Genomic DNA, 25700 nt, shown 5'->3' on the forward strand with positions numbered 1-25700 from the left:
TGCGGATATTCAGGAGATCGCGGGGCATGCCCGCTCCGGTGGACCTATAACCCCGGGATCTCCTGAATTCCCGCTCGCGAACCCCGCGGGCGGTCGTCAGAGCAGGCCGAGCTCCATCGCCTTCGTCACCGCGCGCGTGCGGTCGCCCACGTCGAGCTTCTCGAACACGTGCGCGAGGTGCGTCTTCACGGTCGCCTCGCCGATGATGAGCATGCGGCCGATCTCGGGGTTCGACCGCCCGGCGGCCACGAGGCGCAGCACCTCGAGCTCGCGCGGCGAGAGCGCCGGGCGAGCCCCGCGGGCCGCGTCGCCCTCGCCCGCACCGCCGGCCGGGCCGCCCCGCAGCCGCGACACGAGTTTCGTCGCGATCGACGGGGCGAGCGCCGTCTCGCCCGCCGCGACCGCCCGGATGCCGGCCAGGATCTCCTCCTGGGGTGCGGCCTTCAACAGGTAGCCGCTCGCGCCCGCCTCGATCGCGCCGAGGATGTGCTCGTCGGTCTCGTACGTCGTGAGCACGAGCACGCGCGTGCCTGGCGCCTCCGCGACGATGCGCGCGGTCGCCGCAGCGCCGTCGAGGTTCGGCATCCGCAGGTCCATGAGCACGAGGTCGGGTCGCAGCCCGAGGGCGAGCTCCACGGCCATGGCGCCGTCGGATGCCTCGCCGATCACCTCGAGGCCCTCGACCGACCCGAGCAGGCCGACGATGCCCGCGCGTACGATCGGGTGGTCGTCGGCGACGACGATGCGGATGCCGCTCATCGCGTCTCCTCCGCCGTCGCGGTCCGTCTCGGCACGGTGACGCGGAGCAGCGCCCCGCCGCCCTCGGCCGGGCCGAACGCGAAGGAGCCGCCCACGAGGGCGGCGCGGTCGCGCAGCCCCGCGAGCCCGAAACCGCCCGGGCCGGTTCCTCCGGCATCTCCGGCACCGCCAGCCTCGCCGTGGGCGGTCGGGCCGACGCCGTCGTCGCGGACGGTCAGCACGACGCCGTCGGCCGAGTCCTCGACGGTGATCCACGCGGTCGCCGCCTGCGCGTGCTTGCGCACGTTCGCGAGCCCCTCCTGGGCGCACCGCAGCACCACGACCTCGAGCTCGCGGTCGAGCCCGGTCGCGTCGGCCTGTACGCGCACGACCGTTCCGGTCTCGCGCTCGAACGCGGCCGCGAGGCGGTCGAGCGAGGCGGCGAGCCCGCCGTCGGCGGTCACGGGCGCGATGGTCGCGACGAGCCCCCGCGCCTCGGTCAGGGCCTCGCGCGCCATCTCCTCGATGAGCGAGACATCCGCTCGGACGGATGCCGCGGCGGGACCGTCGACGGCCGTGAGCCGGTTCCCGGCCCGCTGCGCCACCATCACGAGGCCGGTGAGGCTCTGCGCGATGGTGTCGTGGATCTCGCGCGCGAGCCGCGCCCGCTCCTCGCCGACGCCGGCCTCGCGGTGCAGCGCCGCGAGCTCGCCCTGCACGGACTGCAGGTCGGCCAGCAGCCGCGCCCGCTCGTCGCCGTACTCCGCGATGCGCGTGATCCAGAGCCCGAGCGCGAGGGCGAAGCCGAGCGAGAGGGCGCCGACCGTCAGCCCGGTGACGATGCCCGCGGCGCCGAAGTGGAGCACGTAGCCGATGACGATGCCCGTCGCGAGGATGCCGTTGCCGATCACCGCCCTGCGGGTGTCGGGCGCCGTGATCCAGAGGAAGGGGTACGCGAACGCCTGGAGCATCGCGAAGGAGGGCTCCGCCGCCGTGCCGGCGACGGACAGCGCGGTGAGCACGATCACGATCGCGACGTAGTGCCGTGGGCCGTCGTCGCCGCCGATGCGGCCGCGCAGGTACAGCGCGTAGGCGAGGAGGAACGCCGCGGTCACCGCCCAGGTCGCCACGTCGTCGGCGCCGTAGGGCGGATCGACCAGCCCGACGAGCACCGTGACGAGCGCGACCGCGAGCGCCGCGGCATCCCACCATCGCCGGTTCACCATGCGGTCAGGCTCCCATACCGTGCCGCGCCGGGGCGAGTTCAGGCATCGCGCCGGATCCAGCGGAACGTGAGGCGGCTGAGCACGAGTCCGACGACGAGCCAGACGAGCAGCGCGACGGCGACGCCGGGAAGGTTCCACGACTCGTTCTGCTCGAGCGCCTCCCACCCCTCGGGGAGGAACACCGCCCGCATGCCCTGCGCGATCCACTTCAGCGGGAAGATGCTCGCGATGTTCTGGAGCCAGTCGGGCAGCATGTTCCACTGCAGGTAGACCCCCGAGATGAACTGCAGGATCAGCCCGATCGGGATCACGACGGCCGCGGCGCTCTTGCCCGAGCGCGGCAGCGCCGAGAGCGCGATGCCGAGCAGCGCGCACGTGGTCAGGCCGAGCACGAACACCCATGCGAACGTGAGCCACTTCTCGGGCTCCGTCGGCAGTTCGATGCCGAGCACGAGCCAGCCGGCGAGGATCAGCAGCCCCGCCTGCAGGGTGCCGGTCGCGAAGACCTGGCCGATCTTGCCGGCGAAGTACGCGATCGGCGAGAGCGGGGTGCCGCCGAGCCGCTTGAGCGTGCCGTTCGACTTCTCGAGGGCGATGTCGACGGCGAGGTTCTGCACGCCCGACAGGAAGATGCCCGAGGACACCATCGCCGGCAGGTAGAGGGCAGCGATCGAGATCTCGGAACCGGGAGGGCCGACCTCGCCGGAGGTGCTGAACGCGGCCGAGAAGATCGCGAGCATGACGAACGGGAAGAGGAAGGTGAAGAACAGCGTGTCGGGCGCGCGGAAGTACATCTTCGTCTCGACGCCGATGCGCGCCGTGCCCTGGGTCATCAGTCCGGCGGTCATGCGACGGCCTCCTCGTTCGTGTCGGCGGCAGCGGCGTCGGGATCGGCGCCCGCGCTCCGCACGAGCCCGAGGTAGACGTCCTCGAGCGTCGGGCGGATCACCTCGAGCGCCCGCGGCTCGCCGCCCAATGCGCCGACCATGGATGCCACGACCCGCCCGGGCTCGTGCGTGCGCACCTCGTGCGGTCGGCCCTCCGCGTCGTTCCACCGCACGACGGGGACCCTGGCCTCGGCGCCGCCGATCTCGTGGATGCCGCCGACGTCGACGAGGCGACCCCCGGCGATGACGCCGGCGCGGTCGGCGAGCTGCGCGGCCTCGTCGAGGTAATGGGTGGTGAGCACGATGGTCGTGCCCTCGGCCTTCAGCGAACGGATCAGCCCCCAGAACTGGCGGCGCGCCTCGGGGTCGAAACCGGTGGTCGGCTCGTCGAGGAACAGCAGTTCGGGGCGCCCGACGATGCCGAGCGCGACGTCCACGCGCCGCTGCTGTCCGCCCGAGAGCTTCGAGACGCGCATGTTCGCCTTCGCCTCGAGGCCGACGGCCGCGATCACGTCGTCGACGTCGCGCGGGTCGGGGTAGAGCCGCGCGAAGTGCTTCAGCACCTCGCGCACCGTCAGCAGTCCGGTCTCGCCGCCGGTCTGCAGCACGATGCCGAGGCGGGCCTTCCAGTCGCGGCCGCCGTGGGCCGGATCGACGCCGAGCACGTCGACCTCGCCCGCCGTGCGCGAGCGGTAGCCCTCGAGGATCTCGACGGTCGTCGACTTGCCCGCGCCGTTCGGGCCGAGCAGCGCGAACGTCTCGCCGCGACGGATGTCGAGGTCGATGCCGTCGACCGCGACCACGCCGCCGTAGACCTTGCGGAGCCCGCGGATGCGGACCGCGGTGCCGGTTGGTGGAGATTGCATGCTCCGAGCCTGCCCTGCCGGGCCGCCGCGCAACAGCCCTCGACCGGTCGATGCGGGCATCCGCCGATCGGGGGATGCCCGCCCGGGGCGTGCGTTTCACGCCCCGTCATCCGATTTCGACGCCGACGGCAACGCGGCTAGTTTCGAAGCATGCCCAACCCCATGGAATCCGCCTACGACCGCGACCGCGAACTCGTCGTCAGCGACATCGACGCCCGGTTCCGCGCCGACGTGAGCCTGCTCGGCGGGCTGCTCGGCACGATCCTCGTCGAGGCCGGCGGGCAGAGCCTGTTCGACGACGTCGAGCGGCTGCGGCACGCGGCGATCGACGCCTACGAGACGCGCGACGACGAGGCGCTCGCGGCCGCCGAGCGCATCGCGGCCTCGTTCGATCCGGCCCGCGCCGAGCAGGTCGCGCGGGCGTTCACCGTGTACTTCCACCTCGTGAACCTCGCCGAAGAGCACCAGCGCGTGCGCATCCTCCGGGCGCGTGCCGAGCAGCGCGAGCGCGCCTCCCGCGACGGCGCGACGGCGACCGGGGCGGCCGCGAACGGCGGCGCGATCGGCGCGGCCGGCGCCGACGGCTCGCTGTCGGCCGCGATCCGCCGCCTCGTCGACGAGGTCGGCGCCGACGAGGCCCGCTCCCGCGTCGCCGGGCTGCGATTCCACCCCGTGCTCACGGCGCACCCGACCGAGGCGCGCCGTCGCGCCGTCGCCTCCGCGATCCGTCGCATCGGCGAACTCGTCGACGAGCGCGACGACCTTGCCCCGGGCGACCGCACCGAGGCCGAGGTCGACCGTCGCCTGCTCGAGGAGATCGAGGTGCTCTGGCGCACGGCGCCCATCCGCACCACGCGGCCGACGCCGCTCGACGAGGTGCGCACCGCGATGGGCGTCTTCGACCAGACCCTCTTCGAGGTCGTGCCGCAGGTCTACCGCAGCATCGACGACCGCCTCCAGTCGGATGCCGCGGGCCGCGTCGCGCCCGTCGCGCCGGCGTTCCTCCGGGTCGGCAGCTGGATCGGCGGCGACCGAGACGGCAACCCGTTCGTGACGTCCGAGATCACGCGCGAGGCGGCCCACATCGCGGCCGAGCACGTGCTCCTCGGGCTCGAGCGGGCCGCGACGCGCATCGGCCGGACCCTCACGCTCGACGCGAGCGAGACCCCTCCTTCCGATGAGCTGCTCGAACTGCTCGCCGCCCAGCAGGAGCTCGCACCGCAGGTCACCGCGAGCATCGGCACCCGCGCCCCGCACGAGCCGCACCGCCGGGTGCTCCTCGTCGTGGCCGAGCGCATCGCGGCCACACGACGCGGCGACGCCGAACTCGGGTACGCGGGGCCCGAGGCGCTGCTCGACGACCTGCACGTGCTGCAGCGCTCGCTCCGCCACGGCGGCGCCCTCCGCAGCGCGAACGGCGAGCTCCAGCACCTCGTCTGGCAGGCCGAGACCTTCGGGTTCCACCTCGCCGAGCTCGAGGTGCGCCAGCACTCGAAGGTGCACCGGCAGGCGCTCGCCGAGATCCGCGAGGGCGGCGAGCGCGGCGAGATGACCGAGGAGGTGCTCTCGCTGTTCCGGGTCATCGCCGAACTGCAGGGCCGCTTCGGCGTGCGCACCGTGCGCCGCTACATCGTGTCGTTCACGCAGAGTGCCGAAGACCTCGCGAACGTGTACGCGCTCGCCGAGGCCGCGCTCGGGCCGCAGGCGGCCGACGTCGCGATCGACGTCGTGCCCCTGTTCGAGACGTTCGCCGACCTCGAGGCGAGCGTCGACATCCTCGACGGCATGCTCGAGCTCGAGCCGGTGCAGGCTCGCCTCGCGGCGACCGGCCGGCAGATCGAGGTCATGCTCGGCTACTCCGACTCCTCGAAGGACGTCGGCCCCGTGTCGGCGACGCTGGCCCTGCATCGTGCGCAGGCGCGCATCGCCGCCTGGGCCGACCGCAACGACATCGAGCTCACCCTCTTCCACGGCCGCGGCGGCGCGCTCGGACGCGGCGGCGGGCCCGCCAACGAGGCCGTGCTCGCGCAGCCCGCCGGCTCGGTCGACGGGCGGCTCAAGATCACCGAGCAGGGCGAGGTCATCTTCGCCCAGTACGGCGACCCGGCGATCGCGAGGCGTCACCTCGAGCAGATGGCCTCGGCCGCGCTGCTCGCCGGAAGCCCGTCGAACGAGGCCCGCAACCGCGCCGCCGACGAACGGTTCGCCGCCCTCGCCGAGACGCTCGACGACACCTCGCGGGCCCGGTTCCACGCGCTCGTCAAGGCCGACGGCTTCGCCCCGTGGTTCGCCGACGTGACGCCCATGGAGGAGATCGGCCACCTCGCGCTCGGTTCGCGTCCGGCGCGTCGCGGGCTCTCGGTCGAGTCCCTCGACGACCTGCGCGCCATCCCGTGGGTGTTCTCGTGGAGCCAGGCCCGCATCAACCTCGCCGCCTGGTTCGGTCTCGGCACCGCGCTCGAAGCCGTGGGCGATGAGCAGCTGCTGCGCGAGGCGTACGCCGAGTGGCCGCTGTTCACGGCCATGATCGACAACTTCTCGATGTCGCTCGCGAAGACCGACGAGCGCATCGCGGCACGCTACCTCGCGCTCGGCGACCGCGACGACCTCGCCGGGCTCGTGCTCGACGAGATGCGGCTCACGAAGCAGTGGCTCGGCCGGGTGACGCAGAGCGACGAACTGCTCGTCGCGCGCCCGGTGCTCGCGAAGGCCGTGCGCCTGCGCAGCCCCTACGTCGACGCGCTGTCGCTGCTGCAGCTCCGCGCGCTCGCCGCGGTGCGGGCCGGCGAGGCCGACCTGCCGAGCGACGACCACCACCGGCTGCTGCTGCTGACCGTCAACGGCGTCGCCGCCGGCGTGCAGAACACGGGCTGAGCGGGCTCACCCGAGGTCGGGCGCGTCCCGCCCGTCGAGCTCGGCGAGGCGTCGCGTCAGGAACCGCCGCTCGGGCTCGGTCGGGGCGAGCTCGATCGCCCGGCGGTAGCGTGCCGCCGAGGCATCCGCTCGCCCGAGCCGGCGCAGCAGGTCGGCCTGCGCGGCCGGCAGCAGGTGGTAGCCGTCGAGCGAACCGGATGCCTCGAGCCGCTCGAGCTCGTCGAGCCCCGCCTGCGCGCGGCCGGCCAGGCCGAGGGCGACGGCGCGGTTGAGCTCGATGACGGGCGACGGCGTCAGGGCGAGCAGGGCGTCGTAGCGTCGCACGATCGCCGGCCAGTCGGTGTCGTCGGCGTGGGCGGCGATCGCGTGCTCGCGCTGGATCTCGGCCTGCAGGCGATACGGCCCTGCCGCGGCGGGTCGCGTTGCGTCGAGCCGGTCGAGCACCGCGAGCCCCTGCGCGGTCTCGGCGGCGTCCCACCGGGTGCGGTCCTGCGCGTCGAGCGGCACGAGATCGCCCGACGCGTCGACGCGGGCCGCCGAACGCGCGTGCTGCAGCAGCAGGAGCGCGAGCAGCCCGCCGGCTTCAGGCTCGTCGGGCATCAGCTCGACCACGAGGCGGGCGAGCCGGATCGCCTCCTCCTGCAGGTCGAGGCGCAGCAGTCGGTCGCCCGAGCTCGCGAGGTAGCCCTCGTTGTGCACGAGCATGAGCACCGCGAGCACACCCGAGAGCCGTCGCCGCAGCTCGTCGCCCTCCGGCACCCGGTACGGGATGCCCGCGTTGCGGATCTTGCGCTTGGCGCGCACGAGCCGCTGGGCCATCGTCGCCTCGGGCACGAGGAACGCGCGCGCGATCTCGGGCGTCTCGAGCCCGCCGACCGTGCGCAGGGTGAGGGCGACGCGCGCCTCGAGCGGCAGCGCCGGGTGCGCGCACGTGAAGACCAGCCGCAGCCGGTCGTCGATCTCGGCGGCACCCGAGCGGGCCGCGACCACGTCGGCCGGATCCGTCGGGGCGCCCGGCCCCCGCATCTCGTCCATCGCCATCCACTCCCTCACCTTGCCGACCTCGACGCCTCGGCGCCGCAGCACGTCGAGCACCCGATTGCGGGCGACGGTCGTCAGCCACGCGCCGGGGTTGCGCGGAACGCCCTCGCCCGGCCAGCGCTCGGCCGCGCGCACGAACGCGTCGGCGGCGGCATCCTCGGCGACGTCCCAGTCGCCCGTGGCGCGGATCAGCGTCGCGACCACGCGCGTCCACTCCTCGCGGTAGGCGCGGTCGACCGCCTCGCGCACCCCGTCGGGATCGGCTCCGGTCATCGGCCGCTCACTCGTCCTCCTCGCCGTTCCAGAACGGGCGCAGCTCGATGCGGCCGCCCCTTGCCATCGGATGCCGCGACGCGATCTCGATCGCCTCGTCGAGGTCGCGGCACTCGAGGATGTCGAAGCCCGCGATCCACTCCTTGGACTCGGTGAACGGGCCGTCGGTGACGATCGTCTCGCCGTCGCGGACCCGCACGAGCGTGGCGTCGCGCACCGGCTGGAGCCGCTGCCCCTCGATGCGGGTACCCCGGGCGTCGTTCTCCTCGACCCACTGCTCGACGGGGATGCCCTCGTCGCTCGAACGGTCGGGGGCGGTGTCGGTCGCGACGAACATGACATAGCGCATGTGCTTCTCCTCAGGTTCCGGTGTTCACGGTATGCCCAGGCGACGAACGGCGACAGGATGAATCGACAGGTCCGAGGCATCCGTTCGAGATTCCTCCGGCGGATGTCCCGAACGGTGTCGATCCAGCGCCGACCCGTTCGTCGTAGGGGAAAGCGCAGGATGAACGAGAGGAGCGCACCGTGATGGAGATCATGATGTTCGTGGTCGGCGACCCCGAGGTCGAGGCCGGCGAGGTCGATCAGGAGGCCGTGGCCGAGTGGGACAGGCTGCGGGCCGAGCAGGGCGTGCTCACGCGCGCCATGCGGCTGCGGCCCGCCGACGAGGCGGTGACCGTGCGGGTCAGGGGCGGCGAGACGATCGTCACCGACGGCCCGTTCGCCGAGTCGAAGGAGTGGATCGCCGGCTACGACCTCCTCGCCGTCGACGACCTCGACGAGGCGATCGAGTTGGCCGAGGGCGATCCGCTCGCGCGCCACGGCGCCCTCGAACTGCGGCCGTTCTGGCCGCTCGACCGGGAGGAGTGAGCCGTGGAGTACCTGATGCTGGTGCGCAACGATCCCACCGCCGTGCCCTACGATCCCGCCGAGGACGATATCGCCGAGTGGGGCGCCGAGGTCGGCGCGCGCGGCGTCTGGATCGCGGGCGATCGGCTGCGCCCGCCCGAGTTCGCCAAGACGGTGCGCGTGCGCGACGGGCGATCGCTCGTCACCGACGGCCCGTTCGCCGAGTCCAAGGAGTGGATCGCGGGCTTCGACGTGCTCGAGGTGCGCGACCTCGACGAGGCGATCGAGATCGCGGCGAAGCATCCGATGGCCAGGTTCGGGTGCATCGAACTGCGCCGGGCGTGGCCGCTCGCCGAGGGCTTCGAACCCTGAGCGGATGCCGCGTGCCCGGCGCCGTGCGCGGCTTCGGCGCCGCGGCGCCCCGGCCGCTCAGTGCGGCAGCACGAGCATGACGCCGAGCGTGATCATGACGACCGCGATCACCGCGTCGAGCACGCGCCACGCGCGCGGGCTGCCGAGCACGCCGCCGAGCAGGCGGCTGCCGTAGGCGAGGGCGAAGAACCAGACGAAGCTCGCGAGCCCGGCGCCGGCGGCGAACGCCCAGCGTCCGTCGCCGTGGGTGTTCGCGATCGACCCGAGCAGGAACACGGTGTCGAGGTAGACGTGCGGGTTCAGCCAGGTCAGGGCGAGGCAGGTGAACAGGGCCGCGGCGAGTCCCGTGCGTCGCGGCCCTGCGGTCGGGTGCACGAGCGTCGGGGCCGCGGATGCCGCGGGGCCGGCGACGCGCTCGTCCGGCGCGACGCCGGCGGCCTGCGCGATCCGGACGGTTCCGCCTTGCGCTGCTGCGCCGCCGTCGTGCGGCCCGGAGGCGGCGTCGATCGCGGCATCCGCCTCGACGTCGAGCGCCTCGCCGCTCGGTCGCAGAACGCGTCGGGCCGCGAGCAGGCCGTACGTCACGAGGAACGCGGCGCCGGCCCATCGCACGGCTTCGACGAGCCAGGGCACCGCCTGGAGCACGGCTCCGACGCCCGAGACGCCGATGCAGATCAGCACGAGGTCGCTGAGGGCGCAGACGAGGGCCACCGCGAACACGTGCTCGCGGCGCACGCCCTGGCGCAGCACGAAGAGATTCTGCGCGCCGATGGCGACGATCAGCGAGAGGCCGAGGCCGAAGCCAGCGAGCAGGGAGGAGGGCACCCGTCGAGGCTACGGCGCGCGATCTCATCAATCCAGCTCAGGTTCCTTCAGAACCATTAGCGTTGCTTCATATGGAGATCCCGCTCGACCTCGCGCGCACCCTGGCCGCCGTCATCGACGAGGGCACGTTCGACGCGGCCGCACGCCGGCTCAGGGTGACCCCGTCGGCGGTGTCGCAGCGCATCAAGGCGCTCGAGCAGCAGCTCGGACGCGTTCTCGTCGTGCGCTCGAAGCCCGTCAGGGCGACGGAGGCCGGGGGCGCAGTCGTGCGCCTCGCCCGCCAGGTGGCGCTCCTCGAGCACGACACCCTCGCCGAGTTCGGGCTCGAGGCGGGCGCGCCCGACGGTGCCGGCCGGGCCCAAGGGGCCGACGGGTCCGCCGCGTCCGGCGCCGCGCGGCCCGCGCGCCCGGTGACGCTGCCGTTGGCCGTGAACGCCGATTCGCTCGCCACGTGGTTCCTCCCGGCGCTCGCGCGCGTCGCGCGGAGGCATCCGGTCGTGTTCGACCTGCATCGGGACGACCAGGACTTCACGGTCGGCCTGCTCGAGTCGGGCACGGTCATGGGCGCGGTGACCTCGCAGGCCACGCCGGTGGCCGGATGCCTCGTCCGCCCGCTCGGAGTCATGCGCTACGAGGCGGTGGCGACGCCGGAGTTCGCCGCGCGCTGGGGCCTCGGCGGTGACGCGGCGGATGCCTTCGAGGCGGCGCCCGTCGTCGAGTTCGATCGCCGCGACGACCTGCAGCGCGGATACCTCGCCGCGCGCGGTCTCGACGCCGACCTGCCGCCGCGGCATTTCGTGCCCGCGTCGAGCGATTTCGCGTCGGCCGTGCGGCTCGGTCTCGGATGGGGCTTGCTGCCGGGCTTCCAGTCCTCCGACGGGCTGGCCTCGGGCGGGCTGGTCCGGCTCGGCGGCCCGCACGTCGACGTGCCGTTGCACTGGCAGCAGTGGAACCTGCGCTCACCGCTGCTCGACGCCGTCGCCGACGCGCTCGCCGAGGAGGCCGCGACGGCCCTTCGCGCGCCCACCCCCGCTCGGGGGTGGAAGCGGTAGACGATCCTCGCTGGGAACTCAACCCCTAGTCCGTCGTCGCCGACGCGGGTTGACTGGTCCTCGAGCACGGCAGACCGCCGATCGCTCGCGAAGGGAGTCCACCATGGGAATCGATGACCGCGTCGAGAACACCGCCGAAGACCTCAAGGGCAAGGCGAAGGAGGCCCACGGCAAGATGACCGGAGACGACGAGAAGGTCGCCGAAGGCAAGGCCGATCAGGCCAAGGCCGACCTCAAGAACGCTGCTGAGGACGTCAAGGACGCCTTCAAGCACTGACCTCCTCGGGCCGCACCGCGACGGTGCCGCCTGAGGTGAGCGAGAACGCCCGCACCCGGGGAGAGTGCGGGCGTTCTCGTGCGTCCGATGCCGGCGGCTCCGCTCAGGCGAAGAGGCGCTGCAGGCGCTGCACGCCCTCGAGCAGGGGCGCGTCGCCCAGGGCGTAGCTGAAGCGCAGGAAGCCGCTGGGGCCGAAGGCCTCGCCGGGCACGGCGGCGACCTCGGCCTGGTCGAGGATCAGGTCGGCGAGCTCGAGCGAGTTCGTGGGCGTCACGCCGCCCCAGGTGCGACCGAGCAAGCCGGTGACGTCGGGATACACGTAGAAGGCGCCCTCGGGCACCGGCACGGTGAGGCCGTCGATCTTCGACAGCTCCGACACGATGAGGCGGCGTCGGCGGTCGAAGGCGCGGCGCATCTCCTCGACGGCGTCCTGCGGGCCGTTCAGGGCGGCGATCGCGGCGCGCTGCGAGATGTTCGACACGTTCGACGTGAGGTGGGACTGCAGGTTCGCGGCGCCCTTGATGACGTCGGCGGGACCGACCATCCAGCCGAGGCGCCAGCCGGTCATGGCGTACGTCTTGGCGACGCCGTTCACGAGGATCGTCTGGTTCGCGAGCTCGGGCACCGCCTCGACGATCGACAGGGCGCGCGGCGGGGCGGCGCCGACCTCGGTGTCGAGCCCGGCGTAGGTGAGGTTCTGGTAGATCTCGTCGGTCACGACCCAGATGCCGTGCTCGAGCGCCCACTCGCCGATGGCGCGGGTCTGCTCGGGGGAGTAGACGGCGCCGGTCGGGTTCGACGGCGACACGAACAGCAGCACCTTCGTGCGCTCGGTGCGGGCGGCCTCGAGCTGTTCGACGGTGACGAGGTAGCCCTGGTCGCTGCCCGCGAACACGTCGACCTGCACGCCGCCGGCGAGCTTGATCGCCTCGGGGTACGTCGTCCAGTAGGGGGTCGGCACGAGCACCTCGTCGCCCGCGTCGAGCAGCACCTGGAACGCCTGGTAGACCGCCTGCTTGCCGCCGTTCGTGACGACGACCTGGCCGGGCGAGACCTCGAGGCCCGAGTCGCGCAACGTCTTCGCGGCGATCGCCTCGCGCATCTCGGGCAGGCCCGGGGCGGGCGTGTAGCGGTGGTTGCGGGGCTCGTGCACGGCCGCGAGCGCGGCCTCGACGATGTGCTCGGGCGTGGCGAAGTCGGGCTCGCCCGCGGCATACGAGATGACCGGGCGGCCCTCGGCCTGCAGGGCCTTCGCCTTCGCGTCGACCTTCAGGGTCGCGGACTCGGCGATGGCGGCGATACGGGCGGAAAGGCGCGGCTTCTCGGTCACCACGCCAGTCTACCGAGCGGATGCCGCGGGCGGCCGTGCGTGACGACGTGCACGTCGTGCACGACGTGCGCGACGGGCCGCGCGGCGGGGCTACAGGTTCTGCCCGATGTCCCACAGGCGGTCGGGGCGTCCGTCGATGGCCTCCGAGACGCCGAGCGCCTGGTCGTCGCTGAGCGACGCGACGTAGTCGATGACGCCGCGCGCGACGCCGAGGCGGTGCACCTCCGAGGCATCCGGAACCGGCACGCCCTCGGGCTTCGCGACGCGCAGCAGCGCGTAGCCCTCGGTCGCCAGGTCGACGAGCTCGCGCAGGCGCTGCGGCACCCGGTGCCGGTCGTAGTCGTCGGTGACCCACGCGGTGAGGCCCTTGACCGCGCGCGTGATGACCCGGCTGAGCCCCCGCTGGTACATGGCGATGTCGGAGCGGTCGAGGATGAAGTGCCGGTGCACGAACTTCAGCACCTCGACCTGGTGCCAGGCGAGCGCGTCGAGCGTGACGAGCCCGGTGCGGATCTCGTCGGCGGGCGCGGGCACGACGGAGTCCTGGAGGTGGTTGATCCAGCGGTACGTGAACGACGAGAGTGCGCGCTCGGCCGCGATCGACCCGTCGAACGGGATCGACAGCAGCCCGTCGACGAGGTCGTCGGCGACGACGTCGACGGCCTCGGCGAACGCCTCGTCGGAGGCGATCCACGCGTCGGAGCGGTGCAGCTTGCGGCGCAGCCCCTCGAGGCCGGCGCCCGGGGGAGCGGAGCGGGCGCCGATCGCGTCGTCGTCGAGGTCGCGCAGACTCGCGCCGTCCTCGATGAAGCCGCGGAACTCGCGGGCCACCGACCCCTGGCTGAGCAGGCCCGCCCGGTAGAAGTCGTCGACGTCGTGGATCGAGTAGGCGATGTCGTCGGCGATGTCCATGACCGAGCACTCGAGCGACTGCATGAGCGGCGGGAGCCCGTCGCGGGCCGAGGCGAGGTCGGCCGCGTCGAGGTCGTACGCCGAGAACTTGCCCACGTCGACCCCGCCGGAGACGCGGCGAAGGCCCCGGGGCAGCGATCCGCCGCCGAGCGAGGAGACGTCGACGAACCGGGTCCACGGGTACTTCGCGACGGCGGTGCGCACGGCGGCCGTGAGGTTGAGGCCGTGCGGTGCGATGGCCGAAACGTCGAGCGCGGTGATGATGCGGTAGGTCTGCGCGTTGCCCTCGAACCCGTCGCTGAGGCCGAGCTCCTCGCGGGCGAGGCGGTCGAGCACGCGCTCGCCGAGGTGCCCGAACGGCGGGTGGCCGAGGTCGTGGGCGCTCGCGGCGGCCTGCACGGCGACGGCGTCGCAGCCGTGGGCGGCGGCGAGGTCGCGGCTCGGGGACGCGGCATCCGTCAGCCCCACGGCGATGGCGCGTGCCACGGCCGTGACCTTGATCGAGTGCGTGAGCCGGTTCTGCACGAGGGGGCCGGCGCCGGGCTGGGCGATGACCTGCGTGACGGCCGACAGCCGCGAGAAGTACGGCGAGAACCGGATGCGTTCGAGGTCGAGCCGGAACTCGGAGTGCTCGCCCGTGATCTGCAGGCTGCTCTGCGGTTCGGCGACGAGCCGGCTTCCGCGTTCGGTCGACATCCGCGCTCCCCTCGGTCGGCCGCGGCGACGGATGTCCCGTGCGGCCGTCCTCCCAATCTACGGCCGTGCCCGGTGCGGGCGCGGCATCCGCTCGCTTCCGTCATGGAAGATCACAACTGGGTCACGCGACCCACTCTGGGGTATGCTCCGCGCGTGATGAAGCGCCCCGGTCGACCCGTGCTCGCCGCGGTCGCCGCCCTGATCCTGCTCGCGCTCGGCGCGGGCATCGCCTTCGTGCTGACCGACGCGCTCGGCATCCGCACCGAGGCGGCCGACCTCCCGGTCGAGTCGCCGCGCGCGGTCGACATCGCCCCGACGGTGCTGCCGCCCGCGTTCGACGTCGTCGCCGCGACCGGCTCGCCACGCCTCGACGCGGCGCTCGCCGAGCTCGAGGAGGCGGTGGCGGATGCCTCGGCCACGGCCGGAACCGCGACGCTCGCCGTCGTGGCGGGCGACGGCGACCCGGCCGACGAGACCTACACGCTGACGGGCGCACCCGACGCCCTGCGCGTCGAGGGGGCGAGCGAAGCCGGAGCCGTGCGCGGCGTGTACGACCTCGCGCTCGCCGTGCGCGACGGACGGTCGACGGCCGAGCGCCTCGGCGACACGGTCGTGTCGCGGCTGCCGTTCCGCATGGCGGACCTCGGCGCGGTCGGCGTCGAGCCCGACGAGGAGGCCTGGGCGGCGGGCGACGACTACTCGCACAACTCGAAGGCCTTCGAGGACGTCATCCTGCCCGACGCCCCGTACATCGACGAGGAGGCGCTCGCCGCCGCGCGCGTCGAGTTCGACGACTACGTCGACCACCTGCTCGCCGAGGGGTACACGGCGCTCGCGTTCCCCGGCCTGCTCGAGTACCTCACGTTCTCGGACGTCGGCGACGGCACCGAGGTCTACGCGCCGGGCGACGAGCACGTCGAACGCGCGCTCGCGATGCGCGCCGCCTTCGGGCCGATGCTGCAGTCCGCGCACGACGCGGGGCTCCAGGTCTTCTTCCGCACGGACATGCTCGTCGTCACGACGCCGCTCGAGGAGTACCTGACCGAGCGGTTCGGCGGACTCGACACCGAGAACCCCGAGTTCTGGGGCGTGTACGCGGCCGGCCTCGACGAGCTCTACCGCGAGCTGCCCGCCGTGGACGGCGTGCTGATCCGCATCGGCGAGGCGGGCCAGGTGTACGACCTGCCCGACTGGGACTACCGCTCCGAGCTCGCGGTCACGACGGTCGAGGCCGTGCAGGCCATGCTCTCGACCCTCCTCGATCAGGCCGAGCGGGCCGACCGCGAGGTGATCTTCCGCACGTGGACCGTCGGCGTGGGCGCGGTCGGCGACCTGCACACGAACCCCGACTCGTACCGCACGGTGTTCGACGGCATCGACTCCGATCGGCTCATCGTGTCGACGAAGTACACGCTCGGCGACTTCTACAGCCACCTGCCGTTCAACGACACGCTCGAGATCGGCGACCAGCGGCGCATCATCGAGTTCCAGAGCCGGCGCGAGTTCGAGAACTTCGGCGCCTGGCCGAACGACCTCGGCGACCTGTACGCGCAGGCCCTCGACCGCCTGCTCGCGGCGAACCCGAACATCGAGGGCGTCTGGACGTGGACGCAGGACGGCGGCCCCTGGCGGGCCGGCCCCATGAACCTCGAGCTGAAGACGGGGTTCTGGCAGCTCGCCGAGCTCAACACCGTGCTCGCGGTGCGGCTCGCCCGCGACCCGTCGACCGACCCCGCCGAGGTCACGGCCGACTGGGCGAGACGGTGGTTCTCCGACGACCCGCAGACCGTGCAGGCGATCGTCGAGGCGATGGCCGACTCCCGCGAGGCCATCGCCGACGGGCTCTACATCGGGCCGTTCGCCGACCAGCGGGTGTTCGCGATCGGGCTCGAGCCGCCGCCCATGATGTGGATCTTCGAGTGGGACATCCCCACCGGCGACAGCGCGGCGCTCGACGTGATCTACGCCATCGCGCGCGACGACCTCGACGAGGCGATCGCGGGCGGCGACCGGGCGCTCGACGCCGTCGACCGCATGCGGACCCGCATCGAGGGCACGGATGCGTCGACCTGGAAGGATGCCGCGCTCCGCGAGGCGTTCGTCGGGGCGCTCGCCTACGAGCGCAGCACGCTGGCCATGCTCGGCGACTACCGCGAGACGGTGCTCCGCAAGGCGCAGTGGCACGACACGCGCGACCCGGAGGCGCACGCCTCGTGGCAGACCGCGCGCGCCGCGTTCCTCGAGAGCGCGGCGGCGCACGAGCGGGAGTACGCGGGCGACCCGTACCACCCCGCCTACAACCTCGAGGCGGCCCGCCTCGGGCTCGAGCGCGGCGACCGCGACCTCGCGATGGGCTGGGCGGCCGGGGGCGCGCTCGTGCTGACACTGCTCTGGATCGCGTACGGCGTCGCGGCCCGCACCCGATGCGTCGCGGCCTGGCCAGGAGCGCGGCTCGCGCGCGCCATGTGGGTCGCCGGCACGCGGCCGTGGCGGGCGGCCGAGGCCACCGTGGCGCTCGGCCGCGCGGAGCGGGTGCTCCTCGTCGCGGTCCCCGCGGCCGCGCTCGTGGTCAGCCGCGGCATCCTCACCTGGTTCGCGGCGCCCGCGCATCTGGTCGCGACCCTCGGGGCGTGGCTCGTCTTCGGCGCGGTGCTGCTGACGCTCGCGCGCGTGCTCGGCGGACGCGACGCGCAGGCGTCGGTCGCGGCATCCGTCGGCGGAGCGGCGATGCTCCGGGTCGCGCTGCTGTCGTTCGCGCTCGCCCCGACCGGCCCAGGCGGCTACTGGTTCGGGTTCTGGACCGACCCGATCGCGCGATCGGCGTACTCGACGGTCGCGTTCGCCCTGTTCGCCTGGGTGATCGTCGCGGGGGCGTGGGCGCTCGCGTGCTCGATCGGGGCTCGACGGGCGGTCGGTGCGGCGCTCGCCGCGTGCGGGGGCGCGCTCGCAGCCGTCGCCGCGCTCGTCGCGGTGATCGGGCTCGAGGCCGCGCTCACCGTGTGGAACGACCAGATGGCGCTGCTGCCCTGGGGGCTCTCGCGGATCCTCGGCATCACCGTCTACCTCGGCATCCCGGCGGATGCCGCGTGGTGGGCGGCCGCGATCGGGGCGCTCGTCGCGGTGGTCGGGGTCGTGCTCGTGGTGCTGCCCGGCGGCCGTCGGGCGCACCGGTTTGGCGGTGGGGCATCCGTCGCCTAAACTTGCTGAGGTTGCGCACGACGACCAAGCTTTCCCGTGCCCGAATTCCTCCGGAGTTCGAGTAAGGTGAGCCGGTCACGAGGTGTGATCTTCAGGGGCGTTGCTCCTGAAGGGCGGTGGCTCAATTGGTAGAGCAGCGGTCTCCAAAACCGCAGGTTGCAGGTTCGAGTCCTGTCCGCCCTGCGAGCCGGCAGTGATTGCCGGCCCACGAAAGGTGTACGAGGTGGCACGGAAGATCATCGACGAACCCAGCGAGGACGTCGTCGCCGACGCGAAGCGCGAGCGCGCAGCGCGGCGGAACCCCTTCGCGCGGATCGCGTTGTTCATCCGACAGGTCTTCGCCGAGCTGAAGAAGGTCGTCACCCCGACCCGCAAAGAGCTCGTCAACTTCACCATCGTGGTGCTCGTGTTCGTCGTCATCATGATGGCGCTCGTCTGGGCGCTCGACACGGTGTTCGGATGGGTTGTGCTGTACGTCTTCGGGTCGACGGGGGCCTGATCAGCCACTCGTCCTGAAGAGCCGCGCGCCGCGAGGCGCACGAATGAGAAGGAATCGAGAAATTGGCAAAGATTGAGCGCGACGACGTCGACTGGGCCACGGCTGCAGAGCAGTCGGCCGAGGACGACGAGGCCCAGGAGGGCAACTCGCTCGAGCACGACGAGCAGTCGGTCGAGCCGGCCGAGCACCGTGCCGTGCACGTGATCGACGACGAGGGCAACGACGTCGACCTCGATGCCGTTCTCGACGCCATCGCCGAGGCGAGCGACCCCGAGGCCGACGCGGTCGTCGAGGACGCCCTCGACATCGACTCGGTCGAAGAGGCCGACGCGGCGCTCGAGGCCGTCTCCGAAGAGAGCGAAGAGCCCGAGCACGACCCCTACGAGGAGTTCCGCAACGAACTGCGCTTCCTCCCGGGCAAGTGGTACGTCATCCACTCCTACGCGGGCTTCGAGCGTCGCGTGAAGGCGAACATCGAGCAGCGCCGCGAGTCGATGGCGATGGCCGACTACATCTACCAGGTCGAAGTGCCGATGGAAGACGTCGTCGAGATCAAGAACGGCCAGCGCAAGATGGTCACCCGCGTGCGCATCCCCGGCTACGTGCTCGTGCGTATGGACCTCAACGAAGACAGCTGGTCGGTCATCCGCCACACGCCCGGCGTCACGGGCTTCGTGGGCAACGCCCACAACCCGACGCCGCTCCGCTTCGAAGAGGCCTTCGGCATGCTGAAGAGCCTCGTCGAGCCGAAGGACGTCCCGGCGGCCAAGGGAGCCAAGAGCTCCGGCGGCGCGACCGCGGCCCGCGTCATCCCCGCCGAGGTCGACTTCGAGATCGGCGAGACCATCACGATCAAGGACGGCTCGTTCGCGGGCCTGCCCGGCACGATCAGCGAGATCAAGCCCGAGAGCGGCAAGCTCACCGTGCTCGTCTCGCTCTTCGAGCGCGAGACCCCGGTCGAGCTCAGCTTCGACCAGGTCACCAAGCTCTAGCCTCCGGGCACTTCGGGCTCCCACCTGAAACCCAGCCGACCCTCCGGTATACTCGGAGGGTTGTGCTGTGTCAGCAGCGCTGTCGCAGCACCCGATCCACCGCCTTCCGGAACCGCCGGTCGAGCGGGAGAGTGCCCAGGACTTGGGCGTTCGAACAGAAAGAGAGAAATCAATGGCACCGAAGAAGAAGGTCACTGGTCTGATCAAGCTTCAGATCAAGGCCGGCGCCGCCAACCCCGCCCCGCCCATCGGCCCGGCGCTGGGTCAGCACGGCGTCAACATCATGGAGTTCTGCAAGGCGTACAACGCGCAGACCGAGTCGCAGCGCGGCAACGTCATCCCCGTCGAGATCACCGTCTACGAGGACCGTTCGTTCACCTTCATCCTGAAGACCCCGCCCGCCGCGGAGCTCATCAAGAAGGCGGCCGGCGTCGCCAAGGGCTCCGGCGTCCCGCACACCACCAAGGTCGGCAAGCTGACCCAGGCGCAGGTGCGCGAGATCGCCGAGGCGAAGATGGTCGACCTCAACGCCAACGACCTCGACGCCGCGTCGAAGATCATCGCCGGCACCGCCCGCTCGATGGGCATCACGGTCGAATAACGCCGTCGGTCCAGGAGGCGCTCCGGCGCCGTCTCGAGACCAGGGTGCCGCAGGCATCCGAATCCAGAACTCTCAACTCGTGGCAGCGCCCGCCAGGCGCGATGACCACACTCTCTCAAGGAGAACCAACATGGCACAGAAGTCCAAGGCCTATCGGGCCGCGGCCGAGAAGATCAAGGCCGACACCTTCTACACCCCGACCGACGCCGTCGCACTCGCGAAGGAGACCGGTTCGGCGAAGTTCGACTCGACCATCGAGGTCGCGCTGAAGCTCGGCGTCGACCCCCGCAAGGCCGACCAGATGGTGCGCGGCACCGTCATCCTCCCGCACGGCACCGGCAAGACCGCTCGCGTCATCGTGTTCGCGACCGGCCCCGCCGCCGAGGCCGCCATCGCGGCCGGCGCCGACGAGGTCGGCGGCGCCGAGCTCATCGAGAAGGTCGCCGGCGGCTACACCGCCTTCGACTCGGCCGTCTCGACCCCCGAGCTCATGGGCCAGGTCGGTCGTCTCGGCAAGGTCCTCGGTCCGCGTGGCCTCATGCCGAACCCGAAGACCGGCACCGTGACCCCGAACGTCGGCCAGGCCGTCTCCGACATCAAGGGCGGCAAGATCGAGTTCCGCGTCGACAAGCACGCCAACGTGCACTTCGTCGTCGGCAAGGCGTCGTTCTCGGTCGAGCAGCTCGACGAGAACGTGAAGGCCGCCCTCGAAGAGGTCGTGCGTCTCAAGCCGTCGAGCTCCAAGGGCCGCTACATCCAGAAGGGCGCCGTGTCGACCACGTTCGGCCCCGGCATCCCGCTGGACGTCAACTCCATCTGATCCCCGTCAGATCTCGAAGGGCTCGCCGGTTCGCCGGCGGGCCCTTCGTCATCCCGGCGGCACGCGGCCGACGGGCGCCGAGCGGCACCCCCGGGTGGGTGCTGGCAGGCGGCAACCCGGGGTGCGATGATGCACGCATGGGACTCATCGACACGCACCTCGCCGGCGTCGCCGACGCCAACCGCGCCGCGCTCGCGCGCGTGTACGACATCGCCCGCGACGTCGACCCCGACGCCACCGAGGGCGAGAGCTACGGCATGGCGGCGCTGCTGCACCGCGGCAAGGGCTACGTGGCGGCGCTCGAGTCCAAGGCGCACCTCGGGCTCTACCCGTTCAGCGGCAGCGTGTTCTCGTCGATCGCCGACGAGCTGACCGACTTCGACTGGTCGCCCGGAGCGCTGAAGTTCAGCGCCGACCACGAGATCCCCGAACCGGTGCTGCGCCGCATCCTCGAGGTGCGCATCGCCCAGATCGACGCCCAGCTCGACCGCAGCGGCAAGAAGCGGTAGCCGCGCGCTGCCCGGCGCAGCAGCCGCGCACGTCTGCCCGGCGTCGGTGGCCGCGCACGCCCGCCCGGACGACGGATGCCGCCCCCGACCGAGGTCGTGGGGCGGCATCCGCTTCGTGCGGCGATCGCGAGCGGTCAGTCGACCTTCGCCATGCCCGAGGTCTCGACCCGACGGGCCCGCAGGCGCTCGGCGACCTCGATCGCGTCGCCGGCGGGCGCGTCGGACTTGCGGTCGGGGCGTGCGATGAAGAGGTACGCCAGCCCGGTGACGAGCACGACGCCGAGCCCGATCCAGACGGCGTAGTCGACGACGAAGTCGCCCGAGCTGCCCGGCGTGGCCATGAGCCAGATCGCGAACACGCCGTAGGCGAGCGCGAGCACGTTGATCACGAAGCCCCACGCGCCGAGCGAGAACGTGCCGGCGGGCTTCCAGCCGCGCAGGCGCTGGCGCAGGGCGCCGAGCACGACCATCTGGAAGGCGATGTAGATGCCGAGCACCGCGAACGCCGTGACGGGCAGGGTGATGCCCGGCTCGAAGTAGATGAGCACGGTGATGATGGCCGGAACCGTGCAGGCGACGATGAGCGCGTTGCGCGGCACCTTGTTGGGGCTCACCTTCGAGAGCCAGCGGTGGCCCGGGATCATGCCGTCGCGCGCGAAGCTGTAGAGCAGGCGGCTGGCGGCGGCCTGCAGGCTCAGCACGCACGAGATGAAGGCGAGCACGGCGACCACGAGGAAGATCTTCGCGCCGACGGTGCCGAGGGTCGCCTCGAGGATGCCGGGGATCGGGTCGGCGTCCTCGCCCGAGACGATCGAGGCGAGGTCGGGGGCGGCGAGCACGTAGCCGCCGAAGGAGAAGAGGGCCGAGACGCCGCCGACGAGGATCGTGAGGATCATCGCCTTGGGGATCCGGCGGCCGGGGTTCTCGACCTCCTCGGCGACGTCGCCGCAGGCCTCGAATCCGTAGAAGAGGAACAGGCCGGCGATGGCCGCGCCGATGAACGCGGTGACGTACGACCCGTCGCCCTCGACGCCCATGGTGTCGAAGAAGACGCTGAACTCCTGCTTGCGCTGGAAGATGAGCAGGTAGAGGCCCACGCCGATGACGCCGATGAGCTCGGCCGCGAGGCCGATCTTCGCGACGCGGGCGAGCGTCTTCGTGCCGGTGAAGTTGAAGATGAGCGCGAGCAGGAGCAGGCCGAGCGAGAATCCGAGGACGACCTCGGGCGTCGCGCTGATGCCGAAGAGGCTCGCGACGAACCCGGAGCCGTATCCGGCGACCGCGGTGATCGTCACGATCATGGCCCAGATGTAGACCCATGCCGCCATCCAGGCGTAGCGACGGCCCCAGAGGCGCCTGGCCCACGGGTAGATGCCGCCGTGGATCGGGTACTGCGAGACGACCTCGCCGAACACGAGCGACACGAGCAACTGCCCGGCGCCGACGATGACGATCCACCAGATCGAGGGCGGGCCGCCGATCGTGAGGGCCACCGCGAACAGCGAGTAGACGCCGACGAGGGGGGAGAGGTAGGTGAAGCCGAGGGCGAAGTTCGCCCAGAGGCTCATCGAGCGGTTGAACGAGTCCTGGTAGCCGAGGACTTCGAGGTGGTCGCGGTCGCCGAGGTCGGTCGGCTTGGCTGGTTCGACGGACATGTTGGCCTTTCGGGGTCGTCATGAGGTGCCGCCGACGTCCCCCGGCGCCGTCGCCACCTCATCGTGGTCGGGCCAGCCTACAGATACATCCGGTCATAAAGCTATAGCTATGAATGATTAAACGACGGATGCCCCGGGGCGCCGGCCCCGGGGCATCCGCTCGCTCGTGCGAGCCGCTTCAGCGGTGGTCAGCCGATGCGGATCATCTTCTTGTTCACGAACTCGTCGGCGCCGAAACGGCCGAGCTCGCGGCCCGAGCCCGAGCGCTTGATGCCGCCGAACGGCAGCTCGGCGCCGTCGGCGCCCACGACGTTGACGAAGACCATGCCGGCCTCGATCTTGTCGGCGACGCGCAGCGCCTGCTCGTTGTCGGTCGTGAAGACGTAGGAGCCGAGGCCGAACGGGGTGTCGTTCGCGAGCTCGACGGCGGCGTCTTCGTCGGCGACCTTGAACACCTGCGCGACGGGGCCGAAGAACTCCTCGTGGAATGCGTCGGAGCCGGGCTTGACATCGGTGAGGATCGTCGCCGAGTAGTAGTTGCCGTTGCGCGAGCCGCCCGAGTGCAGCGTGGCGCCCTGCGCGACCGCGCGGGCGACCTGGTCGGCGAGGCCGTCGGCGGCCTTGGCCGAGGAGAGCGGGCCGAGCCCGGTGCCCTCGGCGGCGGGGTCGCCCTCTTCGACGGCGTTCATCGCGGCCGTGAACTTCTCGAGGAACGGCTCGTAGAGGTCTTCGACGACGATGAAGCGCTTGGCCGCGTTGCAGGCCTGGCCGTTGTTGTCGATGCGGGCCGCCACCGCGGCCTCGACGGTCGCGTCGAGGTCGTCGGTCGAGAGCAGCACGAAGGGGTCGGAACCGCCGAGCTCGAGCACGACCTTCTTCAGGTGGCGGCCGGCGATCTCGGCGACGGCCGCGCCGGCGCGCTCGGATCCGGTGAGCGAGACGCCCTGCACGCGCGGGTCGGCGATGACGGTCTCGATCTGGTCGTGCGAGGCGTAGATGTTGACATAGGCGCCCTCGGGGAAGCCCGCGTCGAGGAAGATGCGCTCGATCGCCGCGGCCGACTCGGGGCACTGCTCGGCGTGCTTGAGCAGGATCGTGTTGCCGATGATGAGGTTCGGACCCGCGAAGCGCGCGACCTGGTAGTACGGGAAGTTCCACGGCATGATGCCGAGCAGCGGCCCGAGCGAGGAGCGGCGGATGAGGGCGGACCCCTCGCCCGCGAGAAGCTCGATCTGCTCGTCGGCGAGCAGCGACTCGGCGTTGTCTGCGTAGTACTCGTAGATCGCGGCGGAGAACTCGACCTCGCCGACGGCCTGCTCGATGGGCTTGCCCATCTCGCGGACGATGATCTCGCCGAGCTCCTGGACGCGTTCGTTGTGCAGCTCGGCGACACGGCGGATGAGCGCGGCGCGCTCGGCCACCGTGGTGTTCTTCGACCAGGTGCGGTGCACGTCGGTCGCCTTCGCGATCGCAGCCTGCAGGCCCTCGTCGGTGATGGTGTCGAACGATTCGACGGTCTCGCCCGTGGCGGGATTGATCACGGCATAGCTCATGGGGTTTCTCCTTCTCGGGTGCACGCACGCAGAGCCTCGTCTGCCTCGGCGCATACGCTCATGTCAAAGATATAACAACGGATGATTCAATTCGAGCCGGATGCCGCGGGGCCGACGATCACCCGCAACGGCGTGCCGGGGCACGCGATGGTCGAGGCATCCGCGCCCGTCTCCTCGGATGCCCGGGGAACCGGGACGAGCTGCCCGACCTGCAGCGCCGGCTCGGTCGAGAGCACCACGCGGCCCTCCTCGTTCACGAGGGCGAGGGGTGCCTCGACCTCGAGGAACGCCCCGAGGAGCTCGCGCTCGAGGCGCCGCACCGAGACGTCGGCGCCGATGACGCCGACCATGCGGGGCGCTGCGGCGCGCTCGGAGTCTGAGGCGTCGGCCGCGTGCACCGGCATCGTCAGCGTGAGGATGTAGTCGCAGGTGCACAGGTGATCGACGTACGGACCCGTGACATGCGCGTGCCGCGTCGTGGCCGGGATGCGGTACCACTCGAGCGCGCGGAAGTCGCGCAGGTACTCGGTGTAGCCGCGCGTCGTGAGATCGAGCCGGGTGGGCTCCGTCGTCGAGCCGAGCACCGGGTTCGCGTCGAGCGGGCCGAGCCACCAGGCGAAGTGCACGTCGCGCCCCCGCACGATCTCGCCGTCGGCGATGAAGCCCGCGCCGACGAGCATCGGGTCGGCCTCGGTGAGGCGGGGGAGCACGAGGGACGCGACGACCTGGTCGATCTCGGCAGGGCGGGTCTCGGGCGCGGCGCCGATGACGTGCTCGACCGGCGCGCGCCACGCGACGAGCTGGTCGAAGACGCCCGCGAACACCTCGCCGACGGCGAGCGCGACGTCATGCGCTGAGCGGGGCATCGAGCACACCTCCCCGTTCGATCCTGGCCTTCGCGGCGAGCAGTGGGACGGTGAGCTCGCGCAGCAGGTCGCCGGCGGCCTCGCGGGCCTTCGCGGGGCGGTGCTCGGCCACGGCGTGCACGATGCGCCGGTCGTGGGCCGCGGCATCCGACCGGTGCTGCGGATCGTCGAGGCCGAGCAGCAGGAGGGGCCCGAACTCGGCCTGGAGCCGGATCTGCTCGCGCACGAGCCGGGCCGACTGGCTCAGCACTGCGACCTCGAGGAAGAACCCGCCCTGATTCGTGCGGGCGGATGCGGCGGTGTCGAAGTCCGCACCGTCGAGCCAGGCCCCGAGCCGTTCGGCGTCGCCGGCCGAGGCCCGCTCGGCCGCGCGTTCGGCGGCGCCCGCGAGGATCGCGGCGAAGTAGACGGCCATGTCGCTGAGCTCGACCTGGGCGAGCGAGCGCAGGCGCGCGGCGATGAGCGCGTGGTGGTCGTCGTCGGCGGCGGTGACGAAGCTGCCGCCGTCGCGCCCCCGACGGGTCTCGACGAGCCCCGCCTCGCGGAGGATGCCGAGGCCCTCGCGCACGGTGATGAGCGCGACGCCGAAGCGGCGGGCGAGCTCGGGCTCGCTCGGCAGCCGTTCGCCGGGGCCGAGCACGCCGAGCACGATGCCGTCGGTCAGCCGCTGCGCGACCTGTTCGGCGCGGCCGGTGTCGGCGAGCTGGGCGAACACGGCCTCGCGCGCGCCCGGGCCGACCCTCGATTCCATGCGCCAACCCTTTCACAATTCGGGCACCCCGCCCG

24 protein-coding genes and 1 tRNA gene are annotated in these 25700 nt (G+C 72.0%); 12 read left to right on the plus strand and 13 right to left on the minus strand.

Annotated features, from left to right (window positions below; translation table 11 throughout):
- Positions 1 to 96: 96 nt before the first annotated feature.
- Genes GQQ92_RS13010 through GQQ92_RS13025 form a run of 4 tightly spaced genes read right to left on the minus strand, consistent with a single transcriptional unit; the run spans position 97 to position 3717 of the window.
- Positions 97 to 759: a response regulator gene (locus GQQ92_RS13010; RefSeq protein WP_156999736.1), complete on the minus strand. Its 663-nt coding sequence runs from the start codon at positions 757 to 759 to the stop codon at positions 97 to 99.
- Positions 756 to 1964, minus strand: a complete 1209-nt coding sequence (locus GQQ92_RS13015) for a sensor histidine kinase (RefSeq protein WP_156999737.1) — start codon at positions 1962 to 1964, stop codon at positions 756 to 758. Before GQQ92_RS13015 ends, GQQ92_RS13010 begins: the two co-directional genes overlap by 4 nt.
- 38 nt (positions 1965 to 2002) lie before the next feature.
- Positions 2003 to 2812, minus strand: coding sequence for an ABC transporter permease (locus GQQ92_RS13020; RefSeq protein ID WP_156999738.1), 810 nt, complete (start codon positions 2810 to 2812; stop codon positions 2003 to 2005).
- Positions 2809 to 3717, minus strand: a complete 909-nt coding sequence (locus tag GQQ92_RS13025) for an ABC transporter ATP-binding protein (RefSeq protein WP_156999739.1) — start codon at positions 3715 to 3717, stop codon at positions 2809 to 2811. Before GQQ92_RS13025 ends, GQQ92_RS13020 begins: the two co-directional genes overlap by 4 nt.
- A 150-nt stretch (positions 3718 to 3867) precedes the next feature.
- Between GQQ92_RS13025 and GQQ92_RS13030 the strand changes: the two genes are divergently transcribed.
- Complete coding sequence (locus GQQ92_RS13030) at positions 3868 to 6591, plus strand: phosphoenolpyruvate carboxylase (RefSeq protein ID WP_156999740.1); 2724 nt, start codon at positions 3868 to 3870, stop codon at positions 6589 to 6591.
- A gap of 6 nt (positions 6592 to 6597) precedes the next feature.
- Here GQQ92_RS13030 and GQQ92_RS13035 read toward each other — a convergent pair whose 3' ends face one another.
- Together GQQ92_RS13035 and GQQ92_RS13040 are read right to left on the minus strand one after the other, a co-directional pair.
- Positions 6598 to 7905, minus strand: coding sequence for an RNA polymerase sigma factor (locus tag GQQ92_RS13035; protein WP_156999741.1), 1308 nt, complete (start codon positions 7903 to 7905; stop codon positions 6598 to 6600).
- A 7-nt stretch (positions 7906 to 7912) separates the two neighbouring features.
- Positions 7913 to 8254 (minus strand): YciI family protein, encoded by a 342-nt coding sequence (locus GQQ92_RS13040; protein ID WP_156999742.1) that lies wholly within the window; start codon positions 8252 to 8254, stop codon positions 7913 to 7915.
- A 182-nt stretch (positions 8255 to 8436) separates the two neighbouring features.
- Here GQQ92_RS13040 and GQQ92_RS13045 point away from each other — a divergent pair, with 182 nt between their 5' ends.
- Positions 8437 to 8778, plus strand: a complete 342-nt coding sequence (locus tag GQQ92_RS13045; protein WP_156999807.1) for a YciI family protein — start codon at positions 8437 to 8439, stop codon at positions 8776 to 8778.
- 3 nt (positions 8779 to 8781) lie between these two features.
- Entirely contained in the window at positions 8782 to 9129 is a 348-nt protein-coding gene (locus GQQ92_RS13050; RefSeq protein WP_232057686.1) for a YciI family protein, read from the plus strand.
- A 57-nt stretch (positions 9130 to 9186) separates the two neighbouring features.
- Here the strand turns inward: GQQ92_RS13050 and GQQ92_RS13055 are convergent, their stop codons facing one another.
- Positions 9187 to 9954 (minus strand): LysE/ArgO family amino acid transporter, encoded by a 768-nt coding sequence (locus GQQ92_RS13055; protein WP_156999743.1) that lies wholly within the window; start codon positions 9952 to 9954, stop codon positions 9187 to 9189.
- A gap of 71 nt (positions 9955 to 10025) precedes the next feature.
- Here GQQ92_RS13055 and GQQ92_RS13060 point away from each other — a divergent pair, with 71 nt between their 5' ends.
- Entirely contained in the window at positions 10026 to 11006 is a 981-nt protein-coding gene (locus tag GQQ92_RS13060) for a LysR family transcriptional regulator ArgP (RefSeq protein WP_156999744.1), read from the plus strand.
- Positions 11007 to 11109: 103 nt separating this feature from the next.
- On the plus strand, positions 11110 to 11283 hold the full coding sequence (locus GQQ92_RS13065; protein ID WP_156999745.1) for a CsbD family protein: 174 nt from the start codon (positions 11110 to 11112) through the stop codon (positions 11281 to 11283).
- Between the two features lie 103 nt (positions 11284 to 11386).
- Here GQQ92_RS13065 and GQQ92_RS13070 read toward each other — a convergent pair whose 3' ends face one another.
- Together GQQ92_RS13070 and dgt are read right to left on the minus strand one after the other, a co-directional pair.
- Complete coding sequence (locus tag GQQ92_RS13070; protein WP_156999746.1) at positions 11387 to 12613, minus strand: pyridoxal phosphate-dependent aminotransferase; 1227 nt, start codon at positions 12611 to 12613, stop codon at positions 11387 to 11389.
- Between the two features lie 90 nt (positions 12614 to 12703).
- Positions 12704 to 14221 carry a dGTP triphosphohydrolase gene (gene dgt / locus GQQ92_RS13075; RefSeq protein WP_156999747.1) on the minus strand — a complete coding sequence of 506 codons (1518 nt, stop codon included), beginning with the start codon at positions 14219 to 14221 and terminating at the stop codon, positions 12704 to 12706.
- 156 nt (positions 14222 to 14377) lie between these two features.
- Here dgt and GQQ92_RS13080 point away from each other — a divergent pair, with 156 nt between their 5' ends.
- From GQQ92_RS13080 to GQQ92_RS13110, 7 genes are all read left to right on the plus strand, one after another.
- Positions 14378 to 17419, plus strand: coding sequence for a hypothetical protein (locus tag GQQ92_RS13080; RefSeq protein WP_156999809.1), 3042 nt, complete (start codon positions 14378 to 14380; stop codon positions 17417 to 17419).
- Positions 17420 to 17529: 110 nt separating this feature from the next.
- A tRNA-Trp gene (locus GQQ92_RS13085) sits at positions 17530 to 17602 on the plus strand.
- A gap of 40 nt (positions 17603 to 17642) precedes the next feature.
- Entirely contained in the window at positions 17643 to 17918 is a 276-nt protein-coding gene (gene secE, locus GQQ92_RS13090) for a preprotein translocase subunit SecE (RefSeq protein WP_156999748.1), read from the plus strand.
- 62 nt (positions 17919 to 17980) lie between these two features.
- Positions 17981 to 18910 (plus strand): transcription termination/antitermination protein NusG, encoded by a 930-nt coding sequence (nusG, locus tag GQQ92_RS13095; RefSeq protein WP_156999749.1) that lies wholly within the window; start codon positions 17981 to 17983, stop codon positions 18908 to 18910.
- A 172-nt stretch (positions 18911 to 19082) separates the two neighbouring features.
- Positions 19083 to 19511 (plus strand): 50S ribosomal protein L11, encoded by a 429-nt coding sequence (rplK, locus tag GQQ92_RS13100; protein WP_055863240.1) that lies wholly within the window; start codon positions 19083 to 19085, stop codon positions 19509 to 19511.
- Between the two features lie 130 nt (positions 19512 to 19641).
- Positions 19642 to 20331, plus strand: coding sequence for a 50S ribosomal protein L1 (rplA, locus tag GQQ92_RS13105; protein ID WP_156999750.1), 690 nt, complete (start codon positions 19642 to 19644; stop codon positions 20329 to 20331).
- Positions 20332 to 20468: 137 nt separating this feature from the next.
- On the plus strand, positions 20469 to 20840 hold the full coding sequence (locus GQQ92_RS13110) for an iron chaperone (RefSeq protein WP_156999751.1): 372 nt from the start codon (positions 20469 to 20471) through the stop codon (positions 20838 to 20840).
- Between the two features lie 134 nt (positions 20841 to 20974).
- On the opposite strand, the gene GQQ92_RS13115 is transcribed toward GQQ92_RS13110, so the two are convergent.
- From GQQ92_RS13115 to GQQ92_RS13130, 4 genes are all read right to left on the minus strand, one after another.
- Positions 20975 to 22495, minus strand: a complete 1521-nt coding sequence (locus GQQ92_RS13115; protein ID WP_156999752.1) for an APC family permease — start codon at positions 22493 to 22495, stop codon at positions 20975 to 20977.
- Between the two features lie 188 nt (positions 22496 to 22683).
- Positions 22684 to 24048 (minus strand): NAD-dependent succinate-semialdehyde dehydrogenase, encoded by a 1365-nt coding sequence (locus GQQ92_RS13120; RefSeq protein WP_156999753.1) that lies wholly within the window; start codon positions 24046 to 24048, stop codon positions 22684 to 22686.
- An 86-nt stretch (positions 24049 to 24134) separates the two neighbouring features.
- Positions 24135 to 24914, minus strand: a complete 780-nt coding sequence (locus GQQ92_RS13125; RefSeq protein ID WP_197738253.1) for a hypothetical protein — start codon at positions 24912 to 24914, stop codon at positions 24135 to 24137.
- The gene (locus GQQ92_RS13130) at positions 24895 to 25665 is read right to left on the minus strand and encodes a FadR/GntR family transcriptional regulator (RefSeq protein WP_156999754.1); all 771 of its coding nucleotides are present in this window, start codon (positions 25663 to 25665) and stop codon (positions 24895 to 24897) included. The genes GQQ92_RS13125 and GQQ92_RS13130 overlap by 20 nt, the downstream gene beginning before the upstream one ends.
- Between the last annotated feature and the right edge of the window lie 35 nt (positions 25666 to 25700).

Source organism: Agromyces terreus (assembly GCF_009749465.1).
Lineage (GTDB): Bacteria > Actinomycetota > Actinomycetes > Actinomycetales > Microbacteriaceae > Agromyces > Agromyces terreus.